At 57.5% G+C, this 21164-nt stretch carries 19 protein-coding genes; 12 read left to right on the top strand and 7 right to left on the bottom strand.

The genetic code is table 11. The features are described from left to right. The first annotated feature begins 58 nt into the window (after positions 1-58). From ACL2XJ_RS17010 to ACL2XJ_RS16980, 7 genes are all read left to right on the top strand, one after another. Positions 59-1309 carry a M20 family metallopeptidase gene (locus ACL2XJ_RS17010; protein ID WP_413723873.1) on the top strand — a complete coding sequence of 417 codons (1251 nt, stop codon included), beginning with the start codon at positions 59-61 and terminating at the stop codon, positions 1307-1309. After that, on the top strand, positions 1302-2873 hold the full coding sequence (locus ACL2XJ_RS17005) for an ABC transporter substrate-binding protein (protein ID WP_413723872.1): 1572 nt from the start codon (positions 1302-1304) through the stop codon (positions 2871-2873). The genes ACL2XJ_RS17010 and ACL2XJ_RS17005 overlap by 8 nt, the downstream gene beginning before the upstream one ends. Before the next feature lie 43 nt (positions 2874-2916). Continuing rightward, a complete protein-coding gene (locus ACL2XJ_RS17000) occupies positions 2917-3867 on the top strand; it encodes an ABC transporter permease (RefSeq protein WP_413723871.1) in 951 nt (316 codons plus the stop codon). Between the two features lie 11 nt (positions 3868-3878). After that, positions 3879-4733 carry an ABC transporter permease gene (locus ACL2XJ_RS16995; protein ID WP_413723870.1) on the top strand — a complete coding sequence of 285 codons (855 nt, stop codon included), beginning with the start codon at positions 3879-3881 and terminating at the stop codon, positions 4731-4733. 13 nt (positions 4734-4746) lie between these two features. Then, a complete protein-coding gene (locus ACL2XJ_RS16990; protein ID WP_413723869.1) occupies positions 4747-5769 on the top strand; it encodes an ABC transporter ATP-binding protein in 1023 nt (340 codons plus the stop codon). After that, positions 5766-6833 carry an ABC transporter ATP-binding protein gene (locus ACL2XJ_RS16985; protein ID WP_413723868.1) on the top strand — a complete coding sequence of 356 codons (1068 nt, stop codon included), beginning with the start codon at positions 5766-5768 and terminating at the stop codon, positions 6831-6833. Before ACL2XJ_RS16990 ends, ACL2XJ_RS16985 begins: the two co-directional genes overlap by 4 nt. 100 nt (positions 6834-6933) lie before the next feature. Then, on the top strand, positions 6934-8217 hold the full coding sequence (locus ACL2XJ_RS16980; protein ID WP_413726910.1) for an arsenic transporter: 1284 nt from the start codon (positions 6934-6936) through the stop codon (positions 8215-8217). Between the two features lie 17 nt (positions 8218-8234). Here ACL2XJ_RS16980 and gutQ read toward each other — a convergent pair whose 3' ends face one another. From gutQ to ACL2XJ_RS16945, 7 genes are all read right to left on the bottom strand, one after another. Beyond that, a complete protein-coding gene (gene gutQ, locus ACL2XJ_RS16975) occupies positions 8235-9188 on the bottom strand; it encodes an arabinose-5-phosphate isomerase GutQ (protein ID WP_413726909.1) in 954 nt (317 codons plus the stop codon). A gap of 100 nt (positions 9189-9288) precedes the next feature. Then, positions 9289-10062, bottom strand: coding sequence for a glucitol operon DNA-binding transcriptional repressor SrlR (gene srlR / locus ACL2XJ_RS16970; RefSeq protein ID WP_132922444.1), 774 nt, complete (start codon positions 10060-10062; stop codon positions 9289-9291). A 102-nt stretch (positions 10063-10164) separates the two neighbouring features. After that, positions 10165-10530: a transcriptional regulator GutM gene (gene gutM, locus ACL2XJ_RS16965; protein ID WP_413723867.1), complete on the bottom strand. Its 366-nt coding sequence runs from the start codon at positions 10528-10530 to the stop codon at positions 10165-10167. Positions 10531-10654: 124 nt separating this feature from the next. Further along, a complete protein-coding gene (srlD, locus tag ACL2XJ_RS16960) occupies positions 10655-11434 on the bottom strand; it encodes a sorbitol-6-phosphate dehydrogenase (RefSeq protein WP_132922445.1) in 780 nt (259 codons plus the stop codon). 22 nt (positions 11435-11456) lie between these two features. Next, positions 11457-11819: a PTS glucitol/sorbitol transporter subunit IIA gene (srlB, locus tag ACL2XJ_RS16955; RefSeq protein ID WP_413723866.1), complete on the bottom strand. Its 363-nt coding sequence runs from the start codon at positions 11817-11819 to the stop codon at positions 11457-11459. Between the two features lie 21 nt (positions 11820-11840). Beyond that, positions 11841-12884 carry a PTS glucitol/sorbitol transporter subunit IIB gene (locus tag ACL2XJ_RS16950; RefSeq protein ID WP_203522112.1) on the bottom strand — a complete coding sequence of 348 codons (1044 nt, stop codon included), beginning with the start codon at positions 12882-12884 and terminating at the stop codon, positions 11841-11843. Positions 12885-12899: 15 nt separating this feature from the next. Further along, entirely contained in the window at positions 12900-13448 is a 549-nt protein-coding gene (locus tag ACL2XJ_RS16945; protein ID WP_132922448.1) for a PTS glucitol/sorbitol transporter subunit IIC, read from the bottom strand. 374 nt (positions 13449-13822) lie between these two features. Here ACL2XJ_RS16945 and ACL2XJ_RS16940 point away from each other — a divergent pair, with 374 nt between their 5' ends. The 5 genes from ACL2XJ_RS16940 (at position 13823) to ACL2XJ_RS16920 (ending at position 21117) form a co-directional block, all read left to right on the top strand. Next, a complete protein-coding gene (locus ACL2XJ_RS16940; protein ID WP_413723865.1) occupies positions 13823-15031 on the top strand; it encodes an MFS transporter in 1209 nt (402 codons plus the stop codon). Positions 15032-15336: 305 nt separating this feature from the next. Next, a complete protein-coding gene (locus tag ACL2XJ_RS16935; RefSeq protein ID WP_413723864.1) occupies positions 15337-15987 on the top strand; it encodes a response regulator in 651 nt (216 codons plus the stop codon). Then, positions 15987-17786, top strand: coding sequence for a sensor histidine kinase (locus ACL2XJ_RS16930; protein WP_413723863.1), 1800 nt, complete (start codon positions 15987-15989; stop codon positions 17784-17786). The genes ACL2XJ_RS16935 and ACL2XJ_RS16930 overlap by 1 nt, the downstream gene beginning before the upstream one ends. Positions 17787-18470: 684 nt before the next feature. Further along, positions 18471-19808 (top strand): argininosuccinate synthase, encoded by a 1338-nt coding sequence (argG, locus tag ACL2XJ_RS16925; protein ID WP_203522116.1) that lies wholly within the window; start codon positions 18471-18473, stop codon positions 19806-19808. A gap of 199 nt (positions 19809-20007) precedes the next feature. Continuing rightward, entirely contained in the window at positions 20008-21117 is a 1110-nt protein-coding gene (locus tag ACL2XJ_RS16920) for a hypothetical protein (protein WP_413723861.1), read from the top strand. Positions 21118-21164 lie beyond the last annotated feature (47 nt).

The following is a 21164-nucleotide window of genomic DNA, read 5'->3' as shown; positions in this document are numbered from 1 at the left end:
GTTTGCGAGCCGTTTGGCTTATTCATTTCCATAGACTTTTGCGGTAGCGAGGGTAAAGATGAGCACGGACAACAACCTTCAATTAATAGACGACGCCATTGAACGCCATCGGCAGCACTATATCGCCGTCAGCAAGGATATTCACGGACATCCGGAAACCGGCAATAATGAATATTATGCCAATAAAGTGCTGACCGAGCTGCTGGAACAGGCGGACTTTGAGGTAACATCCAATGTAGCCGGCCATGAAACCGCTTTTTACGCGGTAAAAGACAGCGGGCGACCCGGGCCCACCATCGCCTATCTGGCGGAATATGATGCCCTGATCGATATCGGCCATGCCTGCGGACACAACATCATCGGCGTCAGCAGCGTGGCCGCCGCCATCGCCGTGGCACAAACCCTGCCACACACCGGCGGCAAAATCGTCGTGCTGGGCACGCCGGCGGAAGAAGGCGGTTTGAAAGGCCCGGGCGGGCTGAATGGCAACGTCAAGGCCCGCTTTGTGGAGCACGGTTTTTTACGCAATGTCGACGCGGCGCTGATGATCCATCCCGCCGGTCGCACCCGGCTGTCCGGCCCGTCCCTTGCCAATAATCATCTGTATTTCCATTTCTACGGCAAACCGTCTCATGCCGGCAGCGCTCCCCATCTGGGCATCAATGCCCTGGATGCCGTGGTATTGCTGTATAACGGCATCAGCGCGCTGCGCCAACAGCTGCCCGACGGGGTGCGGGTCCACGGCATTATTACCAACGGCGGCCAGGCGCCGAATGTGATTCCGGAATACGCGTCGGCACATTATTACATCCGCGCCAATACCCGCGACGAAGTCATCGCCCTGGAACCCCGGATCCGGGCTATCGCGGAAGGCGCCGCGCTGGCCACCGGCGCCCGGCTGGAAATCGAACACCAGGTGGGTCCGCGGGATTTTAATATCAACCACGCCTTGAACGGCCTGCTGCTGGATCTGTTGACCGCCCATGGGGAACAGGTGGATTTGTCCCCCAAAGAGGGCAAAGGATCCACCGATGCCGGCGATATCAGCCACGCGGTCCCCACCGCACATCCCTATATCAAAATCGGCCCGGACTCCCTCATAGGCCACACGGTTGAATTTCGCGAGGCCGCCGATTCCGAGCAGGGTTACCGGGCGCTGGTCACCGGCGCCCGGGTACTGGCGAAAGCCGGCTATAGATTATTAACCGACGCAGCGCTGCTGCAGCAGGTCCGGCGGGAATTCGCCGGCGGGCGGCCGGACACGGAATCGGTCCGTTCCTCTACTCCCCAGGAGTCGTTTAATGAATAAAGCGCCGTTCGCCGCCGCCCTGCTGCTCGGCCTGCTGCTACCCCTGGCCGGCGGCGCGGCCGGGGCGGCGGCGCAGACCGACCATGACGCCGTTCTGAACATCGCCTACGGCAACCGGCCGGGAACCCTTGATCCCTATCTCACCACCAATAATGCCACTTCGGATGTGGATCGGAATATTTTCGAAGAGCTGTTCGTCATCAACGACAAGTTCCAGCCGGTGCCGGAGTTGGTGGAGAGCTACCGCGTCAGCCCGGATAACCTTACCTACACGTTCAACCTGCGCAAAGGCCTGGTTTTCCATAACGGCCAGTCCCTTACCGCCGATGATGTGGTGGCGTCGATGAATCGCTGGCTGGCGGTATCCACCCAAGGCAAGGCCAACTTACCGGGGGCGCGGTTCGATAAGCTTGATGCCTATACCGTTAGCCTGACCTTGAAAACGCCGTCGCTGATTACGCTGAATATCCTGGCGGACGTAAAAAATATTGCGGCCATCATGCCGAAAAGCATTATCGATCGGGCCCAGGGCGACAAACAGCCCGTCACTGAGCTTATCGGTACCGGCCCTTACCGCCTGGCGGAGTTTAAGCAGGGGGAATATCTCCATCTTACCCGGTTCGACGGCTATATCCCGCGGCAAGAGCCGGCCAGCGGATTGTCCGGTAAGAAAAACGCCTATGTAAAAGATATTTATTTCCGTTACATCACCGATGAATCCACCCGGCTGGCCGGCGCGCTGACCGGCGAATACGATCTGGTATTCAATCTGCCGAAAGACAATATCGATCAGTTGAAACACGCGCCGGGTATTCATCTGTATGCCCCGGCGTCCGGCGGCTCGTTAATCACCTACCTGTTCAACAAGCAAACCGGTCCGTTCGCCGATATCAAACTGCGCCGGGCCTTTAATCTGGCATTGGATGTCAACAGCGTACTGGTGGCCGGCTACAGCGACCCGCAGTTCTTCAGCGCCGACTCCTCCTTGGGGTTCCCGCAGCAGGTGGATTGGTACAGCGAGGCGGGGAAACCCTTTTACAATCAGCATAAGCTGGACGAAGCCAGGGCACTGGTCAAGGAGTCCGGCTACCACGGCCAGGAGGTGGTCATTATCGCCACCAAGGAGTATGCGGAGCTTTATAATCTGGCGATAGTCGCCCAGCAGGTGCTCAAGCAGATCGGCATCAACTCCCGGCTGGACGTTTACGATTGGCCCACCGTGTTGCAGCGGCGCCAGGATCCGAAGAATTTCGATCTGTGCGCCCTGGAGTTCTCCATGCGCCAGGTATTGCATCAATACCCGTTTCTTGATTCCCGTGCGCATTTTCCGGGCTGGTCCAACAGTCCGGATATCGACGGGGTGTTGGATCAGATCAAACAGGCCCCGTCGCTGAAAGCCGCCAGGCCGCTGGTTGACAAGCTGCATGCGCTGACCTGGCAATATTTGCCGGTGATTGTGCTGGGACATACCCAGCCCGACATTATCGCCGTCAAAAACACCGTGCAGGGGTATGACGACCTGATTGGTCCCATCTTGTGGAACGTCAGGGTCAACAAGCAATAACCCCGGTCCGGTCCTCAGGGCGGCGGGTTTTAGAGGATGTTCAATGATTTGGTACACGCTGCACCGCATTCTGGCGCTGATCCCGGTATTACTGGTGGTGGCGGTGGTGGTGTTCTGCCTGGTGCATTTGACGCCGGGAGATCCGGCGCTGGTGATTCTGGGCGATAACGCCTCCCCAGGGGACGTGCTGGCCCTGCATCAACAATTGGGACTGGATAAACCGTTACCGGAACAGTTCTGGCGCTGGTTTGCCCAGGTGCTGCGGGGCAACCTGGGGCATTCTTTGTTTTTGGGAGACAGCGTCGCGTCTTTGTTCGCGCAGCATCTCAAACCTACCCTCGCTCTGGCCGTGCTGGCGCAAAGCATTGCCATGGCGCTGGGCATCGGCGGCGGCATCCTCGCCGCCTACCGCCGCGGCCGCTGGGCCGACCGAATCATCATGGCCCTGGCGACCTTCGGCCTGTCGATCCCGGGTTTTCTGCTGGGGCTGTTTCTGATTTTCTTTTTCGCCGTGCATCTGCGCTGGTTCCCGGTGGTGGGCTACAAATCCGACGGCATCGGCCTGTGGCAGAATCTTTATTATCTTTTTTTACCGGCCCTGGCCTTGGCCATCAGGATCGCAGCCCTGCTGGCGCGCATGACGCGCACGGTAATGCTGGAGGTCCTCAGCGAGCACTACATCAAAACCGCCCGGGCCAAAGGGCTGTCCGAGTGGACGGTATTATGGCGCCACGGCTTCAAAAACGCGCTGATCCCGGTGCTGAATATCTGCGGCGAGTCCTTTGGCTCGCTGGTGACCGGAGCAATCGTCATTGAAAGCGTCTTCGGCATCCCGGGAATAGGATTATTGATCGTGGATTCCATTGAGCGCCGGGACTTAACCGTGATTCAGGGATCGGTATTACTGATTACCGTCAGCTATGTTCTGATTAACCTGATTGTCGATTTGGCCTTTGGTTTTATCGACCCGCGCATCAACGTCAGCCGGTCATAAGGAACAAACCGATGGCGAGATTACGCGGCAATACCCTGCTTTTCACCGGCGGCCTGGTAGTGGTGGCAATGCTGACGGTATCCCTGGCGACCCTGGCGGTGAGCCCGTACGATCTTTACGCTCTCGACCCGTTAAGCCGCCTGAAAGCGCCTGACAGCCACCACTGGTTCGGTACGGATAACTTCGGCCGGGATCTGTTTATCCGGGTGGCTTTCGCCATCCGGATTTCCCTGGCGGTGGGGCTTTCGGTGACGGTCTCAGCCGGTGTGCTGGGCATGGTCATCGGCCTGTTATCCGCCGGCTACCGCGTTGTTGACCTCATCGCCATGCGGATTTGCGACGGCCTGTTCGCTTTCCCGTCGCTATTGCTGGCCATTGCCATCGTGGGCATTCTTGGGCCGGATACCGCCAACGTCGTGCTGGCGCTATCGCTGGTGTACATCCCCTCCGTCGCCAGGGTGGTGCGCTCGGCGGCCCTGTCGGTAAAAGAGAAAAACTACATTGAAGGACTGCGGGCGCAGGGAGCAAGCGACCGGCGAATCATCTGGCTCCATATCATGCCTAATGTCCTGCCGCCTTTTATCGTACAGATGACCTTCATTTTTTCCGTGGCGATACTCACCGAAGCGGCATTGAGCTTTCTGGGTTCCGGCGTTCCCGCGCCGATGCCCAGCCTGGGCAACCTATTGCTGGAAGGCAAAAAAGTGATCTTCACCGCCTGGTGGATGACATTTTTTCCGGGTATCTCCATTATTTTACTCATCCTGGCGCTGAATCTGGCGGGGGACGGCTTGCGGGATCTGCTGGATCCGAATATCAAACCCCTGTCCCGGAGTATGCTCCGGCGGCTCAGGGCAAAACGCTAACCAAAGGTGTGTTATGACCCAACGGCCCCTGCTGGCGGTGAACAATCTGACGGTGAATTTCGCCACCGGCGAGGGAATCGTCGCGCCGGTGCGCGGCGTGACGTTTCGGGTGGATGAACACGAAACCCTGGGCATCATCGGCGAATCGGGCTGCGGCAAAAGTGTGACCGCTGAGTCGATCATGGGGCTATTGACGCCGGCGTTATCCAACGTTCAGGGCGAGGTTCTGTTCCGGGGACAGGATTTGCTGTCGTTAACGCCCAGGGGACGACAGGCCGTACGGGGCGCCGATCTGGCCATGATTTTTCAGGATCCGCTATCGAGTCTCAACCCGTTGATGACCGTGAGCGGCCAAATCCGGGAAAGCCTGCAAGTACACAGGCCGCTGCGGGGTAAAGCGCTGCGGGAACGGGTTATCACCCTATTGCGCCAGGTGGGCATTGTCGATCCGGCGGCGTGCGCCGCGGCCTATCCCCATGAAATTTCCGGCGGCATGCGCCAGCGGGTGATGATTGCCATGGCCATTGCCTGCCATCCCGCCCTGCTTATCGCCGACGAACCGACCACCGCGCTGGACGTGACGATCCAGGCGCAAATCCTGGCATTGCTGGATAAGCTTAAAGCGGACCATGGCATGGGTATCATCCTGATTACCCACGATCTCTCGGTGGTGGCGCTCATGTGCCAAAGGGTGCTGGTGATGTATCTTGGTGAAATTGTCGAGGAGGCGGACGTCATGACGCTGTTTGACAGCCCTCTGCATCCCTATACCCGCGGCTTGATGGCCTCGATGCCGTCACTGGACGGACCGCGTAAAATCCCGCTGACGGAAATCAAAGGCAGCGTTCCGCCTCTCGCCGAGACGGTCGCCGGCTGCGGTTTTGCCCCGCGCTGCCCCTATGTCGACACGCTTTGCCGGCAGCGGCGGCCGCCGCTGTTATCGGTTAATGATGACGCCGGCGGCGCATCCGCCATCAGCGCGCACAGGGTCCGCTGCTGGCGAACCGCCGACATACCAAGCGGAGCGCCGGTATGAGCCAAAACCCGCCGGGTAATAACCCCGGCCTTTTGCCGGAAAGCACGGGCGCTTTGGACAACGGCGCCCGCTCTTTGCCGGAAAGCCCCGGCGCTTCGGATAACGGCGCCCATCCGCTGTTGGTTGTGGATCATCTGACCAAACAATTCCCCGTCCGGCAGGGTTTCCGCTCCCGTTGGCTCACCGCGGTGGATGACGTAAGTTTTCATATCAACGCGCGGGAAACCTATGCTCTGGTGGGGGAATCCGGCAGCGGTAAAAGCACTACCGGCAGGGCGGTATTAAGGCTGGTGGACGCCGACGCCGGGCACGTCCGTTTCGACGGGAAAGAGATTTTCAGCCTACGGAACAGGGCGCTGCGTGAATGGCGCAAAGAGATCCAGATGATTTTCCAGGATCCGCTGTCCTCCCTCGATCCCAAACGCAGCATCGGCTACAGCATCGAAGAGCCGCTGATTATCCACGGTATGGGCAGCAGGCCCCAGCGGCGGGAGCGGGTACGGCAATCATTGGTCCGGGTCGGGTTGACCGCGGCGGACGAGAGGCGCTACCCGCACGAATTTTCCGGCGGCCAGCGCCAGCGCATCGGGATTGCCAAAGCCCTGATCCTCAATCCCCGGCTGATCGTGTGCGACGAGCCGGTATCGGCGCTGGATGTGTCGATCCGGTCGCAAATCCTCAACCTGCTGCTGGCGTTGCAGCGGGAGCAGGCGCTCTCCTATCTGTTTATCGCCCACGATCTGAGCGTGGTGCATCATATCGCCGACCGTATCGGCGTTATGTACCGGGGACGCATTGTCGAGGAGGCGCCAACACAAACGCTGTTTTCCGATCCCCGGCATCCCTATACCCGCTTCCTGATGGCGTCGATTCCCCCCGCTCATCCCCGGCTGAAAAAAACCGGGCCCCTGCCGGTTGCCGGCGATACCGGCGGCGAACCGCGACAGGGAGGCTGCGTTTTCAGCGGCCGCTGTGCTTATGCCACGCCCCGATGCCATGAGCAAACCCCGCCGGAACGCTACATCAGCCGGCAACACCGGGTCGCCTGTCATTTATATCCATGATTACCGAAGATGACTCTTTTCATAACCGACACCCCCTGATTATTGCTAGTATTATCCTCATTCGCAGGATAAATCATAAAAAAACGAGGGTGTTATGGGGTTGGCGTTGGCGGTGGCAATATTTATCCTGACCATTGTACTGGTCATCTGGCAGCCCCGCGGCCTGGGCATCGGCTGGAGCGCCTGCCTGGGGGCGCTGCTGGCCCTGCTGGCCGGCGTGGTGCATATTGCCGATATTCCGGTGGTCTGGCAGATTGTCTGGAACGCGACGATAACCTTTATCGCGCTGATCATCATCAGCCTGTTCCTGGATGAATCCGGCTTTTTTACCTGGTCGGCGCTGCATGTGGCCCGCTGGGGCCGGGGCCGCGGCCGGCGACTGTTCAGTTATATCATTTTGCTGGGGGCCGTTGTCGCCGCGCTGTTCGCCAATGACGGCGCGGCGCTGATACTGACGCCGATTGTCATGGCCATTTTGCTGGAGCTGGGTTTTAGCCGCGGGGCCACGCTGGCCTTTGTCATGGCGGCGGGCTTTATCGCCGATACCGCCAGCCTGCCGCTGGTGGTATCCAATCTGGTGAACATCGTCTCGGCGGATTTTTTCAAACTGGGCTTTAATCGCTACGCATCGGTGATGGTGCCGGTGGATATTATCTCGGTGATAGCCACCCTCATCACCCTGCACCTGTTCTTCCGCCGGGATATCCCGGCGTCCTATGAGAGATCGCGCCTGCCGGCGCCGAGAAAAGCCATTCGCGATCTGCGTACCTTTAAAACCGGCTGGTGGGTATTGGCACTGCTGTTATGCGGTTTTTTTGGCCTGGAACCGCTGGGTGTGCCGGTCAGCCTGATCTCCTCCCTCGGCGCCTTGCTGCTCTACCTGGCGGCGCGCAAGGGGTCGGCCATCAATACCGGCAAGGTATTGCGCGGGGCTCCCTGGCAGATCGTCTTTTTCTCACTGGGCATGTATCTGGTGGTTTACGGCCTGCGCAACGAGGGGCTAACGCATTTATTATCCGGCTGGTTGAACGATCTCGCCGGACAGGGATTATGGGTCGCCACTCTCGGCACCGGTTTGCTGACGGCGTTTTTATCGTCGGTGATGAATAATCTGCCCTCGGTGCTGGTGGGGGCATTATCCATTGACGGCAGCAGCGCCGCCGGCGTTATAAAGCAGGGGATGATTTACGCCAATGTGGTGGGCTGCGATCTTGGGCCGAAAATCACCCCCATCGGCAGCCTGGCCACCCTGCTATGGCTGCATGTCCTGGCGCAGAAAAATCTGTCCGTCACCTGGGGCTATTATTTCCGGGTCGGCGTCATCATGACGGTACCGGTGCTGTTGGTCACCCTGGCTTCGCTGGCGCTGGTGCTCTCACTCTGACCCGTAAAAAGCCGGCTTCAGCCAATGCCAGCCTGGTGTAGGTCATGCAGATTTATCGCCCCCACCAGGCGCCCCTCCTCGTCCACCACCGGCGCGGCGGAAATATGCCGCTGATGCAGCGCTTCCAGCGCGGCGCCGGCGCGCCATTGCGCCGGTAATACATACCCCGGCCGGCTCATGGCATCGATGATGGGATCGTCCAGCGTGCGGCCTTTCAACAGCCAGCGCCGCAAATCGCCGTCGGTAAATACGCCGGCCACGCGCTGCCGTTCATCGCAAACCGCCACCAGCCCCAGGCCGGTGCGGCTAAGCTCCAGCATGGCGTCCATCACCGAGCCCCGGCAGGCAATCAGCGGCAGGCGCTCGCCGCTGCGCATAAGATGGTACACCCGGTTGAGCAAACGCGCCCCGAGGCTGCCGCCGGGATGTGAGCGGGCAAACTGTTCAGCATTGAATCCGCGAAAGCGCATCAGCGACATGGCCAGAGCATCCCCCATCATCAGCGTATTTACCGCGCTTGACGTCGGCGCCAGACCCATGGGACAGGCTTCCCGTTCCACGCCCACATCCAGCACGCAGGCGGCGGCCCGGGCCAGGGGTGAATCGCCGGAGCCGGTGATGGCAATAAGGGGAATCGCGCTTTCCGCCAGCAGCGGCAAAATCAGATCCAGTTCCCGTGCCCGGCCGGAGTAGGAAATAAAGATCACCGCATCCTGCGCGCCGATCATACCCAAGTCGCCGTGCAGCGCTTCGGCCGGATGGACAAAAAATGCCGGCGTCCCGGTACTGGCGAGGGATGCGGCAATCTTCTTGCCGATATGCCCCGATTTACCCATGCCGGAAACCACCACCTTGCCCCGGCAATCCAGCAGCAGCCGGCAGGCGCGCACGATACTGCCGTCCAGGCGATCCCGCATGCGCCGCGCTTCCGCCAGCTCGATATCCAGGGTCTCCAGCGCATAGGACAGCAACTCTTCATCGCTGACCGTCCCTTGCGCCCCGATCTGCCGGTCATCGCCATCGGCTCCTGCCGCCCGCCCCCCCTGCAGCAGACCGCCTATTCCTGTTTCTTCACTCATCACTCTCTCCCACCAGCAGAACGTTAATGCCCTTCTCACGCAGTGCCGATAAATATTCCTCATTGATACCGCGATCGGTTATCAGCAGATTCACCGCGCTCAACTCGCACACCACATTGGGGCTTTTACGACCGAATTTTGACGAATCAACCAGCAAGATCAGCTGCTTGGCCGCCCGGCACATCGCCTGGCTCACCGTATGCACTTCGTTGAAGGTGGTGACGCCGGCGTTCAGGTCGACCCCGTCGGCACCGATAAACAGCTTGTCAAAACTGAAATGGGAAAACGCCGCTTCCGCCAGGCTGCCGTGGAAAGACGCAGAATTTTTGCGGTAGGTTCCCCCCGGCATCAGGATGGTTTGATCGTTATCAAGCTCCACCAGCTCGTTCACAATGGTCAGGCTATTGGTCATCACGGTGATATTATTGAATTGCGCCAGATAGGGCACCATTTGCAGTACGGTACTGCCGGCATCAAAAATCAGTGAATCGCCGTCGTTAATCAGGCCGGCGGCCCGGCGGGCGATTTGCTGCTTTTTAGCGGTATTGATATGGGTTTTGCGATCGATGGGCTGATCGCCCTCTTCCCTGCTTAATACCACCCCGCCATAGGTTCGTATAACCGAGCCTTCGTCTTCCAGCAAGGTTAAATCCTTGCGAATGGTAGTGCCGGTGGTGGCGAAGCGGCTGGCAAGTTCATCAACGGAGGTTTTACCGTGGCTTTGCAAATGTTCCAGAATCGCCGCATGGCGCTGCTTTGGTTTCATAACGATTTTCCCGCGTACATGAGTGAATACTCCCCCCCACAGCCCGTGAAAACGGTTTTTGAACATTTCAAATGAAAGGAAGTATCTTTTAAAATGAAAATATCATGTTTGTGGTTTAATCGCTAATAAAAGTGCAGTTTGACATGCCCGATCTTTCGGGAAGATCACATCCGGGTTTAATTGGGATTTGCGCAGGCCGATTAACGCCGGCAGCGGCCGGGGGCGGGCAAAGACCGTCAGACCCCGCAGCACAAAGGCAGCGCAAACCCGTTCCTGCCCATCGAACGCCAGCGCCAGCACCACCCGCGCCTTGAAACGCCCGGCGCAGCGGCCCACCCCCACCGCCTCCCCCTGGCGGCACAAGACATCATAAGCCCGGTTGAAGCGGTGAATCTGCCAGCCCCCCAGGACAATCTGGCAGAGCCAGGCCAGCGCGGCCAGGGTAATCAGCACGGTGGTCATATTCATCGCCGGCCCTCCCTTTGTCTTGGCAAAAGGTTCCCGTCCGGGGTAATCAGCATGCTGGTCATGATCCCTTCTCCATTTGTCTTTGCAGAAAATTCCCGGTCGCAGAGCGCCGGGAAGCCATGACTCAGAACATCACCTGCCCGCCGGTGATATTAATGGATTGACCGGTGCAGTAAGATGCCTTGTCGCTGGCGTAAAACAGCAGCATATTCAGCACATCCTGATATTCGCAGCCCCTCTTCAGCGGCACCTTATCAATATAATACTTCTCCACCTGGTCAGGGCGGATGCCGAGTTTTTCGGCATACTGCGGCAATAATGACTGGAACATCGGCGACTTCAGCAAATTACCCAGCATCAGCGAATGCACGGTAATGCCGTATTCCGCCAAATCCAGCGCCAGGGACTGGGTCAATCCCACACCGCCGAACTTGGCGGCGCTGTAGCCCGCATTATGCTTGCTGCCCACCTTGCCGGATTTGGAGTTTATCTGGATGATGCGGCCGGCGATGCCGTCACGGATCATTAATTTGGTAAATTCCCGTGCGCAGAGAAAGTATCCCACCAGATTCACCTGCAGGGACAAATCAAAATCATCCAGATTAAACGCCGTGATGGGCGCCGCTTTGGCCACTCCGGCGCTATAGACCAGCAGGTTCACCTGCCCGAACGCGTCATCCACTTCCCGCGCCAGCTGGCGCACGCTGTTTTCGCTAGTGGCGTCGGTTTCAAAACCCTCCGCCGTCCCTGACCCGAAATGGGTATTGATATCCGCCGCCACCTGCCGGGCATGCTGCGCATTTAAATCGGCCACCGCCACCCGATAACCGGCCTCCGCCAAACCCGCGGATAAAAACGCCCCCAGGGTCTGACCACCACCAATGACTACCGCAACCTGCTTCATAGACTTCTCCTGCACAATTAATTTAAGCCAGAATCATCAACGTACTGCCGACGGGAATATCCGCCGGCGCAGCGCCGGATACATGCACTGTTCCCGGGTATTCCGCCTGCCCCGCGCCGTCAAAACGAATTGTGATATGCCCCAGCTCCCGCAGATTTTGGGCCGCCACCGACCCTACCGCGGTAATGGGAAATCGGGTTCCGGCAAGCTGCAGCGTTGCGCCGGACTGTAAATCGCCGTTGCTCTCGCCGGGACGGTGGATAAAACAAAAAGACTCTATGTCCTCCGGCGCTCCCTCGCGGAAGGTAATCACCATATTCTCCGCCAGAGAGTCACGTGCGTAATCGCCGATGCGTGTGAAGGTGGTTTGGTAAATGATATTCATGACGGCTCCTAAACGACTCAATCACTGATAGATAAAACCCGATACCGCCCAGGCCAGCAATACCGTGGGCGCACCGGTGAGAAACCGGCCGACGAGCACCGACGGCACGCCGACCCGCACCGTATCCTGCTTGGCCTCGGCCAGTGACAGCCCTACCGGGATAAAGTCGCAGGCCGCCTGGGCATTAATGGCAAACAAAGCCGGCAGCGCCAGGTGAGGGGGGATATGTCCCTGGGCGATTTGCACCCCCACCAGCACACCGATAACCTGGGCGATAACCGCCCCCGGGCCAAGGAACGGCGACAGCAGCGGGAAGGAACAAATCAATGCCAGCGTTACCAGCCCGATGGGACTGTTGGCCAGCGGCGTCAGCCCGTGGGCAATGAAATCCCCCAGTCCCGAGGCGATAATGATGCCGATCAGCGCAGACACAAAGGCCATAAACGGCAGGATGGTTTTCAATACCGTGTCGATGGTCTCCCGGCCGGCCTGGAAAAATACCGCCACCACCGATCCCATGCCCATACCGATTTTCGCCAGCAGGCCGTCGCTCTGTTCGGTGATTTTTTTACGGGTGTCGTACTCCTTGCCGTCGCCGAAGTGACGGCCGTCGGCCGGCGCCGCACGCAGCTCCGCCGCGGCGGGAATAACGTCCGCTTTAGCCGGCAATGGCACAGCGGCATCCGTCATCGGGTCGTCGGGCAAGAGTTGGATATTGTTCTCCCGCACCCCCGAAACGTAGATTTCTTCATGGATAAATTGCGCCAGCGGACCTGAGCGTCCGGTGGAATGGATATTCACCGTCGGGATGAGGCGCTTAGGGTAAATACCGCAGCGCAAGGTGCCGCCGCAGTCGATGACCGCCACGCCAATCTCGTCCGCCGGCGGCTCGCCCTCCTTGAAACCGTCTACGGCCGGCCAGCCGGTGAGCTCGCTCAGCCTGTCCACGATCGCCGGCCGGGTGCCGGCGGTGATATAAACCACTTTTTTGCCCGGGACCGCTTCGATAATCAAAGGACCGCCCCAGCCGCTTTCGCCTTTTTCGATACGAATAAACCTGTTCATCTCATTCTCCTTGCTTCAAAGCCGGACGTGCTGATCGAGTTGGATATGCATTTTGCGTTCAAAGATTGACGTGGTCAGATCGGTAATCCAGCCGCGGAAAAAGTTGGTGAACATGCCCACCAGCAGATAGCTCACCGCCAGCGGACCCAGGGGGAGATTAAGGGTCGTCAGGCCGTTGGCGATACCCAGGTAGACAAAGAGCTCGCCGGGATTGATATGGGGAAAGAGACCGTTCATGGAGTGGCAGCTATAAGAGGCGGCGGCATAATAACTGGGTTTGTATTTCTCGGGCATAAAGCGGCCCAGGCTGAGGGTCATGGGATTACAGAACACAAAGGTGCCGATAACGGGCAAAAAAAGGTAGCGGGATACGGGATTGCCGGCGCAACGCTGGGCCAGGCGCTCTATTCTGCTCTGGCCGACGAATACGATCAGGGCATTCATGATGACCAGCAGGCTTATCAGCAGCGGGAGTATGCCGGTGACCATTCCGACAAACACCGACCCTCCTTTTTGAAACAGGCCGATAAACCACTCGGCTCCGTGGGCTATGACATCAAACATTTTTTCTCCTTGGTTCGCTTAAGCGGAAAACAACAGGGTCGCCAGCGGCGGTGTTGTTAATGCGATGCTTAAGGTAGCCAAGTTACCTTTTTATTTATCAGATATACATCACAATTTGAAAGAGTAAACTTTTATTATGAAAGATATATAAGGAAATTTATTTTCAAATGAAATTTTTTAGTTTCGCTTGAGGTATTGACATTCGTTTGTGGCTCTTCCCTCCCCGCGGGCTGGACAACCCCGGCCAAACGTCATAGCGTACTGATTCGTCCGGCCATCAATGGCCAAGGCGGTTGCCGCCGCTTCAATATTGGAAAGGATCGGGTGTTGACCCTGCCGCCTGCGCCAGGGGTCACAAGCCGTACGGATAATGTATGATATCTGACCATCACGTCGCCCCCCGCCGGCCGCATCCCCCGCTGGTAGGGGTAACACTGGGCCTGTTGCTGGTTTTTGTCGCCGCCAACGCGACGGTACCGCTTTATATCCTCTGGCAACGGCAAATGGGTTTTCCCACCTCCGGCATCAGTTACATTTTTATCTGCTATAACCTTGGCGTGCTGTTATCGCTGCTGATTGCCGGCCGGCTGTCGGATATCCATGGCCGGCGCGCGGTGCTGGTGCCGGCGCTCTTCGTGGCCATCGCCGCCTGCGTCTGCTTCGCCTTTGCGCAGAATATGCTGTGGCTGGCGGCCGGGCGGTTATTGATCGGATTTGCCAGCGGGGCTTTCGCCAGCGCCGGCACCGCGGCGGTGATTGAAGCGGGGGTTCGGCGCGGCTACCGGTTCGCCCCGCTGGTGGCCAGCTTTACCACGGTCATGGCTTTCGGCGTCGGTCCCTTGCTGTCCGGCGCTTTCGCCCAGTTCGCCCCGCTGCCCACCAGCCTGATTTTCCTGCTGCTTATCCCCTGTCTGGCGGCGGTGTCGTTTTCGGTATTGCGCATCCCGCCGCCGGCGCCGGTAGCCGGGACCAGGAAACAATCCTGGTTTCAACTACCGCGGCTGCCCGAGCACAACCGGGGAATTATCCTGCTGGCAATCATGATATTCTCCGGCCCCTTTGCCCTGTCGGCCCTGTTTATCTCCCTCGGACCGAGCCTGCTGGCGAGCCTGTTGCACAATGATAGCCGTCTGCTGGCGGGCGCCTGCGCCTTTGTGGTATTCGGCGCCGGCGCCATGGCTCAGCTCACCCTGCGCCGCTGGCGCCTGTTCACTACCCTGCTGGTGAGCCAGCTGCTCGGTCTGCTGGCGGTGGCACTGGTGGTGAGCGCCGAATATCAGGCCTCCATCGGCTTGCTGCTGGCCGCGGCCCTGAGCGCCGGTTTCGCCCAAAGCCTGTCGCAGTTCGCCGGTATTACGCTTATCAAGCAGTACGCGCCGCCGGACGAACTGGCGGGAGTTACCGGCACGTTTTTTTTCGGCGGCTATATCACCGCCGGCATAACCGTCGGCGTCATGGGCTTTGCGGCGAATACCTGGGGACTGCAAATCGGCAGTGAACTGTTCGTTGCGCTGTGCATGCTGGTGATGTTCTCCGCCCTGGCCGGGACCCTTAAAGTCATGGGCAAATCTCTGCCGGCATAAAGCCCTACAAAAAAAAGGTGATAATAGTCTGAAAATTGAGCCCGGGAACCCCCTGTTTTGGCAAGGCCGACAAGAAGCGGGCTGAACCGGGCAATATCTCATCTTCCCAATGCCGTCATTCCATGCAAAACTACTTTTAGTAACTGATCATGCTAACTAATTATGCCGGCTTTCCTTTTTTTTTCTCTCAAGCATAACCAAACAGACCGGCGCAAACCCTGTGATCAATCGCGCCGAGCCTTGAGCGGAGCTAATGGCAAGACTTAGCGAATGAGTTGCAAAATTCTTTTCTCAATGGCGCCACCATGAAAACATCCAGCATTCAGGTTTTACTGGTTGAAGACGATGAATCTATGCGTTTGGAATTCGAGTCGATGGTGACAACCCATCCCAAGCTCAGTTTGGTCGGCAGTGTAGCCACACTGGCCGAAGCCAAAGTGTTGTTACACCACACCGTTCCCGATGTCGCCATTATTGACCTCGGACTGCACGACGGGGACGGTATCGAATTGATCAAAACCCTGCAGCAGCAGACCTTCCCCACCGCGGTGCTGGTAGCCACCGTTTTCGGCGATGAGGCCCATGTGATACGGGCCATCGAGGCCGGCGCACGGGGCTATCTCCTCAAGGACACGTCCATCGTGGATTTCGCCCGTGCGGTGGAATTGGTGCACGCCGGCGGTGCTCCCCTGTCGCCGCAGATTGCCCGCCATCTGCTTAAACGCTTCGAGCCCGCCGAAAAATCCGCCGTCCAGGCGGGACCGGATAGCCTTACCCTGCGAGAAATGGATATTCTCAAACATATTTCCCAGGGATTTACCGTGGCGGAATCGGCGCGCATGCTGAGTCTGTCCAGCCATACCGTGGCGACCCATATCAAGAATATCTACAGCAAATTAGCCGTCCACAACCGGGTAGAAGCCATCATCCAGGCCAGGAACAAAGGCTTGATATAATGAGGGTCGCCGCACCGGAAAAACAGGCGCGCCTTTATATCACCGGCATTCTGCTTATGCTGTTCCTCCTATTGCCGCCGGCATTCGGCGCGGTGCAGCTGCGACCCCATGAAATCGTCCGGTTTGATCAGGCCGAATTTATCGTCGGCGATATGCCGCAGCCGCCCGCGCAGCCGGGAGCCCTGGTCTCGTTGCCGGATAACTGGCGCATGCGCGCCCCGCGCTTCAGCGGCATCGCCTGGTATCGTCTGCCTTTTAACCTGGCCGAGATGCCGAAATGGCCTTTGGGCCTCTATCTGCCGCATCTTTCCGTCGCCGGGGAAATCTGGCTCAACGGTTCGCTGCTTAATCCCGGCGTACGCTTTGGCGCCCCCGGCGGGAAACAGGTGGAGGCGATGAGCGACCGGCCCGTTTTTATCGTGCTGCCCGCCGGTTTATTCCGGCCCGGCGATAATGTTTTGGCCGTCAGGCTGCTGGGGGACAGCTCGGTGCGCAGCGGGCTTTCAGCCATCACCATAGGCCCCGCCATGCACCTGCATCGCATTTATTTCCAGCGCTACCTGCTCCAGGTGGTTACCCCCTATGTGCTGCTCATCCTGGTTGCCGGCTCCCTCTGTTTTTTGCTGGCTTATACCTGGCAGCAGCGACGCATCTTCATCATCCAGTTTGCCTTGATACTGTCAGTGGCCAGCCTGCTGAGCTATATACTGGACGTTAGGATCTCCCTGGGGGCGCAGCAAGCCCTGCGGACGATAATCACCACCTTCATGTATTGGGCTTTATGCGTGGCGGGCTACCGGCTGGCCGACATCCGGCTGCGCGGGTTTCTCCCTTTGCTGCATAGCCTGACGGTCGCCACCCTGGCGGTTATCCTGGTCATCCTGCTGCTCGGCAAAGCAACGGACCGGGTTTGGCTGGTGACCTGGCCTCATGTGCTGATTCGCCTGGTGCCCATCGGCCTGCTTATCTATCGCGGCTGGCAAACCCGCGAGCTTAAGCTCATCGCTCTGGGGCTGACGGCACTGTTCTGGAACGCCACCGTCGCGCAATCCTATTTTATCATCATGGATTGGTTGCCCTGGGACAGCTTCCGTTTAAGCATCGCCGGCGCGCTGCCGTTCTGTCTGGTCATGATCTTTTATTTCGCCGAACGCTTCATCGCCAGCCGCGAGGGGAGCCGCCGCGAGCAGCGAGCGGCGATTATCGCCGAGCGCATGCGCATCCTGCAGGACATGCACGACGGCATGGGCGCGCAATTAATCACCGCGCTGCGCCTGGCGCGGCGGGAAGACACCGACCGCGAGGAACTGGCCCGCCATATTGAAGAATCCCTGCAGGATCTGAGATTGATTATCGACTCGCTGGATATGACCGAACACGACCTGCTGCCGCTGCTGGGTAACTTGCGCTTTCGTCTGGAACCGCGCCTGCAGGCGCTGGGCATTCGCCTGGCGTGGGATGTCTCACCCATACCGCCCCTCGCCTACCTAACGCCGGAATCCGCATTGTCCGTACTGCGTATCGTACAGGAAGCGGTAAATAACGCCTTACAGCATGCCCAGCCGACCCTGATTACCATTTCCGTGCAGCCCCGCGAAGGCGCCGTCGTCATCCGCGTGTCGGACAACGGCCACGGCGTCATACCGGGCGAGCGGCGGCCGGGATCCCGTGGTCTTAACGGCATGCAGACTCGAGCCGACAAGCTCGGAGTCCGGCTGTTGATCCAGGGCGGTCCGCGGGGCACCGAGGTAATATTATCCCTGCCTTTTTCAGCACAGGGCCTGCAGCCGCAAAAATGAGAATACGAATACCTTGAACAGGGTATGCGTGACTTAAGTGAAATGCGTATGCTTCGCATCATTGAAGTACTTGTATCCCCCACCGGGATTTTGGCAATGCCGGTCCGGCAGGATAGGACTGAAGATACCACCCAAAAACGACATACAGCATAGTAACAACCGCTCTTTATTTAATTAGGTGATAAAATGCAAATCATTTTACCGGTTATTGGATTAGTTTTGCTGGTTGCATTAATGGTGTTTTCATTATTAATGCATAACAGAAATAAAAATAAAACAAGATTGCCTAATAGATATACCGATCTGAGAAATAAGAAAAGGATGCGGCTGTTTCATTAATTACCCAAATGCAGCCCAGGGTAATTACCGCCACAGCCGTTGGCCGCTCACATTTTTTTCGGACACAGGCCGGCCCTCGGGCGGCCTTTTTGTCGTGTTCCGAACAGCCGGATATCGGCGGCGCCCCTTTCTCCCCTCCATTACCGGTCTCAACGCCACATACCTACAGGAAATGCTTTACTCGGCAGGGTAGCGTTCTCGCGCCAGTTTACTTAAGATGAAGCTGGCGGCCGGATAACGGCAACATCCTTCTGCAAAAAAGTTTGGCTCGCGTGGCTTCAGTGGCTGGGCACTGCCGGACGATTGAACATTTTGCTGTAAAAATTTCTTATAGGGCTCACATTAATGGAAACGATTCTCAGGCACCTCCCCGTCAACCAACGCGTAGGCATTGCCTTCTCCGGCGGTCTTGATACCAGCGCCGCGCTGCTCTGGATGCGTAAAAAAGGGGCGGTGCCTTATGCCTATACCGCCAATCTAGGGCAACCGGATGAAGATGACTACGACGCCATACCGCGCAAGGCGCTGGCGTATGGCGCGGAAAAGGCCAGGCTTATCGATTGCCGCGCGCAGCTGGTGGCGGAAGGTATCGCCGCCCTGCAGTGCGGCGCTTTCCACAATTCCACCGCCGGGGTGACCTATTTCAATACCACGCCGCTGGGCCGCGCCGTGACCGGCACCATGCTGGTGGCCGCCATGAAGGAAGACGGCGTCAACATCTGGGGCGACGGCAGCACCTATAAAGGTAATGATATCGAGCGTTTTTACCGCTACGGCCTGCTCACCAACGCCGAGCTGAAAATCTACAAACCCTGGCTCGACACCGATTTTATCGATGAACTGGGCGGACGGCAGGAAATGTCGGAATTCATGGCCCAGGCCGGTTTTGATTATAAAATGTCGGCGGAAAAAGCCTACTCCACCGATTCCAATATCCTGGGCGCTACCCACGAAGCGAAGGAGCTCGAGTTCCTGAACTCCAGCGTTAAAATCGTCAACCCGATCATGGGCGTGAAATTTTGGGATGACGCGGTACGGGTGCCCGCCGAGGAAGTAACGCTGCGTTTCGAACGCGGCCTGCCGGTGTCCATCAACGGCGCCAGCTTCGCAAGCCAGGTGGAGTTGATGCTGGAAGCGAACCGGGTCGGCGGACGCCACGGGCTGGGCATGAGCGATCAGATTGAAAACCGCATTATCGAAGCCAAAAGCCGCGGCATCTATGAAGCCCCGGGCATGGCATTGTTGCATATCGCTTATGAACGCCTGGTCACCGGCATCCACAACGAAGATACCATTGCGCAGTACCACGCCAACGGCCGCCAGCTGGGCCGTCTGTTGTATCAAGGCCGCTGGTTCGACCCCCAGGCCCTGATGCTGCGCGACTCTTCGCAGCGCTGGATTGCCAGTGAAATCACCGGTGAAGTGACGCTGGAGCTGCGCCGCGGCAACGATTATTCCATTCTCAATACCGTATCGGACAATTTGACCTACATGCCGCAACGTCTGACCATGGAAAAAGGGGATTCGGTATTCTCGCCGGAAGACCGCATCGGCCAGCTGACCATGCGTAATCTGGATATCGCCGATACGCGGGAAAAACTCATCAACTACATGAGCACCGGCCTGCTTTCAGCCGCCGACGACTCCGGCCTGCCCCGGCTGGACGATAAAAACGGCAAATAAGCCATGATTTTTACTGATAACCGGCGCGGCATTATCAGCGGCGGTTATCAGCCGCCGGCTGGAATCCACTCTCTTTATCCCCTGTAAATTCGCCGTTATTTTCAAATTTCGCTTATATTTTTCTTTTACCAGGAAAACATTTGACGTAGGTGAATATTTTTTCAAGAATCCATTCCTGTGATGAAAAAAGGGACAAATCATGGGAAAAATTTTAATCCAGAAGAACTTTCATAATTATAAAGAATCTATAAATGGAGAAAAAAATTATTCACTGACAAGTAACAATCCTCTCAGTAAATCGGCTCGTTTTTATAATAGCTTTTATAATGTCGTGAATTTGCCTATCAATCCATCAGTGAAGAGATCCAGGCCCAGTGATCCATGGAAACCTTCCCAAGGGTCATTAGCACAGTGGAAGGCAAAATCAACAATGGGCCCGGTAGCGAAAAACCTGCAAAGAGTCGACAAAACTGACAATAACTATGTCCCGCAACAGAACTCACGCTATTCATACGGCGAGGGGGGCACCGTGCCAGGCATAGCCGATAAAAAATTCAGCATTAAAGGAATCAAATCCGATTTTGTTTTACCCGGCAAGTCAACAGAATATACCGAAACCAATCAGCTTATTAAAGATGAAAATTACCGGCCCTCGGGGATTAAAATAGACACGGAAGGGCTGCCGGTGCCGGACCATCGCGACAAAAATTATTCCAAGCGCTTGGAATTTTACATTCTCAACACGCTCATAATCAAGGTCAACCAGCATGGTGAAGCCCCCTTTTGGCTGCGACCTCTGGCCGCCGTTGCGGCATGGTTTGGTTATTACGGCGTCGGTCAAACCAATTGCCTGTCCTGCGCCGCGTCGGTAGCGGATACTCTTAAGGAAGGGGTCTTGCATCAAGCCTTTTCGACGTTAAGCGACATCAGTCCCTCTAAGTTCAGCACCTTACAAAACCCGCTAAAAACCCATGAAGAATTGATTGACTCCATTGAAGATTTGGCCTCTTACTTGAACAATAGCCCCGTCAATCTTAATATCGTGCTGACCATCAAACGGCCCTCATCTTTCTGGCGGCGCCTGTTCAGCGCGGTGGACAGTCACGCCTGTAATATTATTAGAACGGGCAGTGATCTGCATTTGGTGGATGCGCAGAAACGGCGTTATACGCTGGTAAACATGACATCCGCCAACCGTTTATCCGAGGACTTGATAACCGTATTGCAAGAATTTATCGGCGCGGTTTCCCCGGAGAAACGCAGCCTGGTGCCTTATAATGTCGGCTGGATGATAAAAAAAGGCAAATAGGCCGTCTAACCCGCAACCGCCGCGGGCCCAGCCGGTTGTGGACATTC

Source organism: Sodalis sp. RH16 (assembly GCF_047324245.1).
In the GTDB taxonomy this organism is placed as follows: domain Bacteria; phylum Pseudomonadota; class Gammaproteobacteria; order Enterobacterales; family Enterobacteriaceae; genus Acerihabitans; species Acerihabitans ligni.
Note: the sequence above shows the minus strand (reverse complement) of the source record. Positions and strands in the feature narration are given on the sequence as shown.